Below are 7,874 nucleotides of genomic sequence, written 5' to 3'. Positions count from 1 at the left end.
GACCTCGCAAGGCCGCCACCATCGCTTGCGCCAGTTCAGGTGCTACCGGGCCGATAACCGTCATGCGCGCGCCAGCAATCTCGATCTCAATTCGACCCGCGGCAAAGTGGGCGACATCTGACGGCGAGCCTGGAGCCGGCGTTCGATCGCCAACTACCGTCACCGGCACGAACATCGCCTGCTGCGCACTGGACCTCGCAGATCGTTGAGAGGTCAGCCCAGCGTCCCGGCGCCAGACGTTCAGCAAGCCGCGATTGACGCCCCAGCGCCGGGCAACGGCCGAGATGTTAACATCAGGTTCCGCGCTTTCCGCAAGGATCCGCGCCTTCTCCTCGTCAGTCCAATTCCGCCGCTGCCGCCGGCCGGTAATCACCTCGATCCGACGATACTTTCCCTCATGCCTGGCTTCATCCATGTCTTCAAGCATGGCATCAGCGCGATCTCCAATCATCCCGGTCCGCTCCTATCAATGAAGGAGCTTATCTCGCGGCATCATTCACAAAAGAAAAGGTGGGATGTTCGTCGCGCTCACGTTCCACCGCCCGGATCAGCCGCGTCAACACCGCACCTTCCATTTGGCTGTCAAAACAAAGTCGACGACCGCAGCGCAATTGCAATTCAACCATTGAGGATGAAGCATCGACGGAGCTATTCGGCTCAGAGCCAAGCGGAGCGGCAGTCATGTCAACGGGAAGAAACAAGGGCTCCGGCGAGGGAAGCAGAAGTCCCTTCCTCTTCAACTCACTACGCCACATATAAATCTGTTGGCGCGATACATCGTGACGGAGCGCAACTTCTGTGACTGTCGCGCCATCAACCCCAACCGAATTGACTATCGCAAGCTTCTTTTCGGTCCGTGACCTGCCACTGAACTTTCATCCAACGGCGATTAGAGCCTCGGCGGTTTTGACTACGCCAATTGGCGTGTTGGTAGCAACCGGCGGAAACGCCAAGCTTTCATATTGCGCAGCGTTGGAGCCGGTTGCGGCGATAATTCCGGCGTAGCATGCCGGTGTCTGATAACCGAGCGATGAGTGTGGCCGGAAATGATTATAATCCTCTGCCCATTCAGCGATGGCGCTTCGGGCATGTTCGAGGCCGAAGAACAGGCTTTCGTTGAGCAATTCGTCACGCATTCGTCCGTTGAAGCTCTCGACATAGCCGTTTTGCATGGGCTTTCCCGGCGCGATGTAATGCCACTCGACCTTGTGATCCTTCGACCAGGCCAGGATGGCATTCGAGGTGAGTTCCGTGCCGTTATCGGAGACAATCATTCCGGGCTTGCCGCGTCGTTCGATCAGCGTCGTCAGCTCCCGTGCGACACGGCGGCCGGAGATTGAGGTGTCCGGGATTGCTGCCAGGCATTCACGGGTCACATCATCAACGATATTGAGGACCCGGAACCGTCTCCCGCATGCAAACTGGTCGTGCACGAAATCGAGAGACCAACGGGCATTTGCCTTCGCCTCGACCAGGATCGGCGCACGCGTGCCAACGGCCCTTCGTCGAGCCTTCCGCTTGCGAACCGAAAGCCCTTCCTCGCGATACAGCCGATAGATGCGGTTGACGCCGGATGGCTCTCCGTCCCGCCTGAGCAGGACGAACAGCCGTCGGTAGCCGAAGCGCCGTCGCTCGTTGGCGAGATCGCGCAGCTTCGCCCGCAATTCGACCTCCGGCGGTCGGCAGGACCGATAGCGGATCATCTTGCGATCAGCAGACACAATCTGGCAGGCCCGCCGCTCCGAAAGACCCATGACGGCCTTCAGATGCATGACAGCTTCACGCTTGGCGGCAGGCCCTACCATTTTTTTGCGAGGAGCTCGCGGAGTGCGGCGGCATCGAGCATCTGCTCGGCCAACAGCTTCTTAAGCTTGGCGTTCTCTTCTTCGAGTGCCTTCAGCCGCTTCGCCTCGGACACCTCCATACCGCCGTATTTGGCTTTCCAGTTATAAAATGTTGCGTCCGAAATCCCATACTTGCGGCACAGGTCGGCCACCTTCATGCCTGCCTCCTGCTCCTTCAGCACCGCAATAATCTGCTCTTCTGTAAATCGCTGCTTCTTCATTCGTCCGTCCTTTATTGGGCCGGACTCTAATCCATTCTGGAGGATATTCTCAGTGGCAGGTCATCCGCCACCGACGTCGGCGTTCGTGGCCCAGTATCTCCATCCGCATCGTATACCTCAATCTCAAGACACGTCATTAACGACGTCGCTAAAGACGTGTCTTACGTCACGAGGCCTTGCTTCAACAGGCGGTAGCAATCGGGCCGTTACGACGAAATGGATGAAGTTGCCGGCGACGGTCACGCTGAATTGCTCGACGACGGCTCTATCGCGATCACAGTTGCATTTCACAATGGCGATGAGGCAATTCTAAATGCCAAACGAGAGACTTCTTCAACGGCCTGCTAAATGGCCTAATTTATCGGGAGCACGTCAAGAACAACCCTGACTCTAGCCACCGCTGGAGGAAAGTTCCGTAGCAGGTCAATGCCAAGTATCGAAATCGTCATGATCTGGCTCCTCTTCCTTCAATGACGAGACATCATACTCGATGTTCTCGGAAGAGCGGGCCATCCCATAACCAACACTCTCATAAAAAAATAGCATCTATGATTGACGATGTTTGTCTATTCCAGCCGTAACGATGTTCAACTGCAGAAAATGCTGATCGAGCTATTTCAGCGTACTTTTTTTTGTCTTCCACGATTTCGATGGCTCGTTTTAGAGCATCATCCCAGTTATAAGATGGAACAAGGAATCCTGTCTCTTCATGATTAATGCTATTCTTAAAGGTGTAAGTTGGTGATGCTAAAGTTAATGTTCCGCAAATTGCAGCTTCAAAAAACTTTAATTCAGATTTTGAATTAGTAAACTGATTTTCTTGAAGTGGAGCTATATTTATTTCCACTTCGGATATTAGTTTTTGGAGGTTTAGAAAATCTTGTAATGGGAAAAACTCAACTCTATTTCCAAAGCGTTCAAACTCGTTTCCAAATGCGCCGAAACCAACAACTCGCAGGACAATTCTAGGGTCGCGTTCCATTAAACGTTGAACCGCTGGGAGTGCAACAGCAAAGTCACGCAAATGAGTTGGTGAACCGCTGAAATAACCTATATGAATGCTAGCACTTCTATTCCAATTCGAAGAGCGTTTCGCATTGAAAAGTCTAGTAGAATATTCTTGCTGCTGAGGATTCAAATAGTTTGGGACGACAGCTGTACGGAGTTTTGGCATAAACTCTCGCGCGCGATCTGCTAAATATTGATTAGAGGTAATTATCCCGTCGCATAGGCGTAACGTAGCACTTACTCTACCAATATACGAAAACCAGTAATCCCAAGTTCCATTGTCATCCTGATTGTGGTTTAAGGAGTCAACTAGTAAATGCAATCTCTCTGTATCAAAGACTAAATCATCACAATCAAAAAGTACTGGTATACGCTTTGCTCGTGCGCTTGCGATTAGTTGCGCGACCGCAGCACTGTAACGTGCCCTACACAACACTAGGACGTCGGTATTATCCAAAAATCGCATATCGGATTTAAGATCACCTAGATGAAACCAAGAAGCACTTACATCATTATTATGGTCATCTTGTAATGTTAGAACAGGGTTAAATACGCGATAGCGGAACGTGCTTGTATCTGGATTCTCATAGAAGTAAGAGATGCGTTTTCTTCTCTGACCAAGAAGGAATAACCTTTTTTCGTATGTTGATAGCCACGGTTCTTCGAACTGAATTGAAGGAAAGTTAGTAATAAACACGCTTATGTATTCCTCAAATTTAAAAGGCGGTCAATAGCCATGCCGAGACTCGCCTCCCAATTCCGCTCAATATTATCGTTCATACAGTTAGCGTGGCGTTCAGATAAGTTCTTCGAGCGCTCTGCGCCTACACGTAGAGCATCTACCAATGACAATGTGTCTGCAGGGGCTGTGATGATATTTTTGGACCATATTTCTAGGGAGTTCTTTATACCATGCTGATTAGTTACAACAATGGCGCCTGACGCCGCAAGATCTAAAGGTGGATAGGATGGATGCGGTGTGTCCATGAGCGAGAGTCCCAAATCCATCTTGGATACAAAGTTGGCATAGTCTGACCACGACAGGTTAGACCAAATTTTAGGAGACACATCTCCGGGAAGACTAAGGGGTTCAATGCCCTGCCCCACAAAGTTTATGTTCCATTCGTTATCTGCAAAGAGCCCGTTGCGCATAGCGCTGTCGATTACTTCTAATCCTCTCCAGTACAAATTGCGCGCGTGGTTAGGTCGAGCATAAAAGAAAAAGTTCCTCTTTTTGTCAGAGCGCACAATCTGATCTGGTTTGGGGAATGCCGGAAAGGCAGGTTGGAATGAGACAGCTCGCTCAGAAAAACTTGCAAGTGGCTCCATACCTTCTTTCAGATGATTATAGAGAAGGTCAGTATTGATCAGCAAAGATATATTGGGATTGGATAATGTCTCGCTACACTTTAGCCGTGAATCATCATGCGGATAAAACATTCGTTCGTCTTCTTGAAGGATATAAATTATTTTCTCTGCCTTCATAGATCCTAGGGCAGAATATGTGCCCCACCAAGATGTGGTTAGCATGATATCGTCATCCCCAACCGGAAGAGGGTTGGACCCTTCCCATGGGATATGAGAGAAATCTGCAGCACCATCAAGCTGGATATTATGCGCCTTCATAATAGTGCCAAGAACCGCCGGATCTGGTGGATTTGTGCGCGTAGCTAAGCGGAACCTCGCTCCTAATTTATTCGCTACGAAAATTCCGGCGATAAGTGCTGTGGCGACCCCGCCAAACAAACTGTTTCGATCGACACTATCAGTGAGTACAGTTACAGTTTTTTCCGAGGAACGATCTTTGTATATCGGCAAAGGTGCCAAACGTGAAAACTGCGCTTCAATCAACGCACCTGACGATGCTACATTGGTAAGTTGAGTAGGAATCAAAGGTTGACTTACGGATAGAGCGAGGGCCTCATTTCTTTTCCTCATAAATTCAATGCGGGTTGGCATACGATGGGGAGTTAACGCCCAATAGCCGAACTTCGCGATTTGGCGTAGGCGATTATTGAAACTCGGAGGTAATCGGCGTCCTACCTGCCGTAGTGGTGTCGTAATCCTCCAAGATGTGCTGCCTTCCATCTGCCCTATTTGATTTTGAAGGGCAACCATTCGTTCATGAAGTGTGATTGCCTCGCTTTGATGAAGCTCCCTTGCATGGCGGAGAGTAATTTGAATTTGTTCTATCTCGCGCTGAAGACGCAGTACTTCATTCTGTTTCAGATTCAATTCATGTTGTTGCTGCTGTTCAGCTTGAGATAGATATTTTTGTAATTCGATAGCCTCACTGCGGGCTTGAAGAAGTTCCGATTGAAGAGCATCGCTTCTACTTTTAAAGTTTTGAATATTTTCATTTAATATGTGTTTCAGTCGTAAATGTTCTGAAATTAGAGATTGGACGTCCTCGGAAAGGGGAGCGCCTTTTTTAAACAAAATTGCATGAGGTGTGATATAGGATGCATCGTAAAGAATGTCTGGTACAAAACCAAACTCCATAAATTCTTTTAGCCAAGATAGTATTGGACGCACATTGACATGAGTTACTTCTTCGAAATCGTATGGCGTAGATGAAAAAAGGATTACATCTGTAGCCTCCGCAAAATTTGCTATCGCCAATCGCGCGTCATCAGCTGGCATATGTTCAAGAACCTCGATGCAGACGATAAGATCATACCGATTTTGGAAAGGTTCAGTAAGAGAAGCCACTTTGCAGTGTTCGCGCATATCAGGCCGGACCTTGCTGATTGCAAACTCGGATATATCAACGCCTTTGGCTTCTACGCCTCTATCCCACAAAGATTCAACAATCATTCCCAATGCGCAGCCCGCATCCATAACTGTTCTGGGCTTTAATGACCGCACTATTTGATCCACGATGTTAGCGTAAAACGCAAGCCAATCCTCAGTACGCTCGTAAGCATTCGGCCCAAATCCTGTTTTGAAATAAGCTTCATCGAATTGATCGGATTTGCGCATAGGGAAGAGCTTCACTTTATAGTTGAATTGGGTTTGAACTGACTCGGATTTGCAGGAGTTTGTTTAGTCTAAGTTATGCAGAAATGACTGCTTAGTCCAGCGTGACAATGATGCTTTTGAACTGCAGCCCATTTCGACCGAATAGTCATGAGATGCTTCGCGAATTTGTGAGGTGAACCCTAACTCTCCCTCACAGGGCCAGCGCTCTTAGCAGGTCGTTGAAAAAGGTTCTGGCCTAGAATGATTTTGCATGATTCATTGTGTCGGTCGGGTTTTGGAGATGATGGATGCGCGGCGGCGACACACGGACGGGCGAGCTTTTCAGTTATGTCGATCTCGAAGATCGTGTTCGGCACAATCATCCGCTTCGAGCGATCCGATTGATCGTCAACGAGGCGCTCGCCTCGCTTGGCGGAGAGTTTGCGGCGCTTTATTCGCCGATCGGGCGGCCGTCGATTGCGCCTGAGAAACTGCTGCGTGCGATGCTGCTGCAAGCCTTCTATTCGATCCGTTCAGAGCGGCTTTTGATGGAGCGGCTGGAATACGACCTTTTGTTTCGCTGGTTCGTCGGCATCGGCATCGATGATGGGGCCTGGGATCATTCGGTGTTCTCGAAGAACCGCGACCGGCTGCTTGAAGGCGATATAGCGGCGAAATTCCTGAGCGCGATCCTTTCGCAGTCCAAGGTCAAGAGGCTGCTTTCCACGGACCACTTCTCTGTCGATGGCACGCTGATCGAAGCCTGGGCCTCGATGAAGAGCGTCAGGCCGAAGGACGGTTCAGGTACGCCGCCGGCAGATGGCGGCGGACGCAATCAGGAGGCAGACTTCCACGGCGACAGACGGTCCAACGAGACGCATGCATCGACGACCGACCCCGACGCCAGGCTCTACAAGAAAGGCAAAGGCAAGGAGGCGAAGCTGTGCTTCATGGGGCATGGTCTGATGGAGAACCGTCATGGCCTGCTGGTCGATGCCTGCCTGACAGAGGCCAGCGGCCATGCCGAACGGGTGGCGGCGTTGCACATGATCGTGCCTCGTGTCGACCGCCCGCAGGCGGTCACCCTGGGTGCGGACAAGGCCTATGGTAAGCATTGCGAGCACCCCACATTTTATTGAATTTCAGTTCGCGCATACTTCCCACCTTCGAGATTGAAAGATGGGAATGATGGATCTGAAACCATTTGACGACGATGATAAGGCTGTATCGCAAGGTGCTGATGACGGTCATCAGCACTATGCGCAAGGCGCTGCGGAGCCGGCTCGATTGGGTTTGCGTCGTGTAGAGGTTATCACTGGCGGAGATCGCCGCCGCCGTTGGAGTCCGGATGAAAAGGCCAAGATCACAGCGGCGAGTTTTGTGCCTGGCGCGAATGTCTCTGCTGTCGCGCGTCAATACGGCATCAGCCAAGGCCTGTTGCACTACTGGCGACGCTGTGCTCGGGAGAGCTTATCGGATGCGGAGGAGATGCGTTTTGTCCCGATCGTGAAAGTTGACGACGAACAGCCTCAACCATTGTTGGGGAAGACACTGACTGTTCGCATTAAGATGAACGGCGCTTGCGTCGTTATCGAAGGCTGCGTTGATGAGCATACGTTGCGGACGGTCTTCAGCGCGATACGGGGGCCAGCTTGATCACACTTCGATCGGATTTGCGGATCCTGATAGCTTCCAGGCCGGTCGATTTTAGGAATTATGCGTTGACGATAACTATGCGGAGTCGTCATTGCCAGTCTATGGATTTGAACTGCCCCCCATTTCGACCGGACACGTCGGCATAAGCAGAAAGGCTCAAGCACAGGCTTGAGGACAGGCTTAT

Annotated in this window: 6 protein-coding genes and 1 pseudogene; 2 read left to right on the top strand and 5 right to left on the bottom strand. The window is 50.6% G+C overall.

Annotated elements, in window-relative coordinates:
- From tnpA (FIB18_RS24240) to FIB18_RS24220, 5 genes are all read right to left on the bottom strand, one after another.
- Positions 1–451: IS66-like element accessory protein TnpA (tnpA, locus tag FIB18_RS24240; protein ID WP_140023436.1), on the bottom strand; the 451-nt coding region annotated here is incomplete at its 3' end.
- Positions 452–479: 28 nt separating this feature from the next.
- Entirely contained in the window at positions 480–836 is a 357-nt protein-coding gene (locus tag FIB18_RS24235; RefSeq protein ID WP_140023438.1) for a transposase, read from the bottom strand.
- A 39-nt stretch (positions 837–875) separates the two neighbouring features.
- A protein-coding gene (locus tag FIB18_RS24230; RefSeq protein ID WP_140023433.1) for an IS3 family transposase occupies positions 876–2,065 on the bottom strand; the annotation gives its coding sequence in 2 pieces (ribosomal slippage) (positions 876–1,813 and positions 1,813–2,065; 1,191 coding nt in all).
- Between the two features lie 529 nt (positions 2,066–2,594).
- Entirely contained in the window at positions 2,595–3,770 is a 1,176-nt protein-coding gene (locus FIB18_RS24225; RefSeq protein WP_140023431.1) for a glycosyltransferase family 4 protein, read from the bottom strand.
- A gap of 2 nt (positions 3,771–3,772) precedes the next feature.
- On the bottom strand, positions 3,773–6,055 hold the full coding sequence (locus FIB18_RS24220; protein WP_140023429.1) for a rhamnosyltransferase WsaF family glycosyltransferase: 2,283 nt from the start codon (positions 6,053–6,055) through the stop codon (positions 3,773–3,775).
- A gap of 287 nt (positions 6,056–6,342) precedes the next feature.
- On the opposite strand from FIB18_RS24220, the pseudogene FIB18_RS24215 reads away from it, so the two are divergent.
- Both FIB18_RS24215 and tnpA (FIB18_RS24210) read left to right on the top strand, forming a co-directional pair.
- Positions 6,343–7,140, top strand: a pseudogene (locus tag FIB18_RS24215) (IS5 family transposase); the annotation flags it as partial.
- Positions 7,141–7,219: 79 nt separating this feature from the next.
- Positions 7,220–7,690: an IS66-like element accessory protein TnpA gene (tnpA, locus tag FIB18_RS24210; RefSeq protein WP_140023427.1), complete on the top strand. Its 471-nt coding sequence runs from the start codon at positions 7,220–7,222 to the stop codon at positions 7,688–7,690.
- Positions 7,691–7,874 lie beyond the last annotated feature (184 nt).

It is taken from the genome of Brucella pecoris, assembly GCF_006376675.1.
Classification (GTDB): domain Bacteria; phylum Pseudomonadota; class Alphaproteobacteria; order Rhizobiales; family Rhizobiaceae; genus Brucella; species Brucella pecoris.
The sequence above is the reverse complement of the archived record's forward strand: the minus strand, read 5'-3'. Positions and strand labels throughout refer to the sequence as shown.

What these genes read in the sequence shown, in the direction of transcription:
- FIB18_RS24220 (WP_140023429.1), bottom strand. Translation starts at nt 6,055, where the DNA reads ATGCGCAAATCCGATCAATTCGATGAAGCTTATTTCAAAACAGGATTT.
- tnpA (WP_140023427.1), top strand. Translation starts at nt 7,220, where the DNA reads ATGATGGATCTGAAACCATTTGACGACGATGATAAGGCTGTATCGCAA.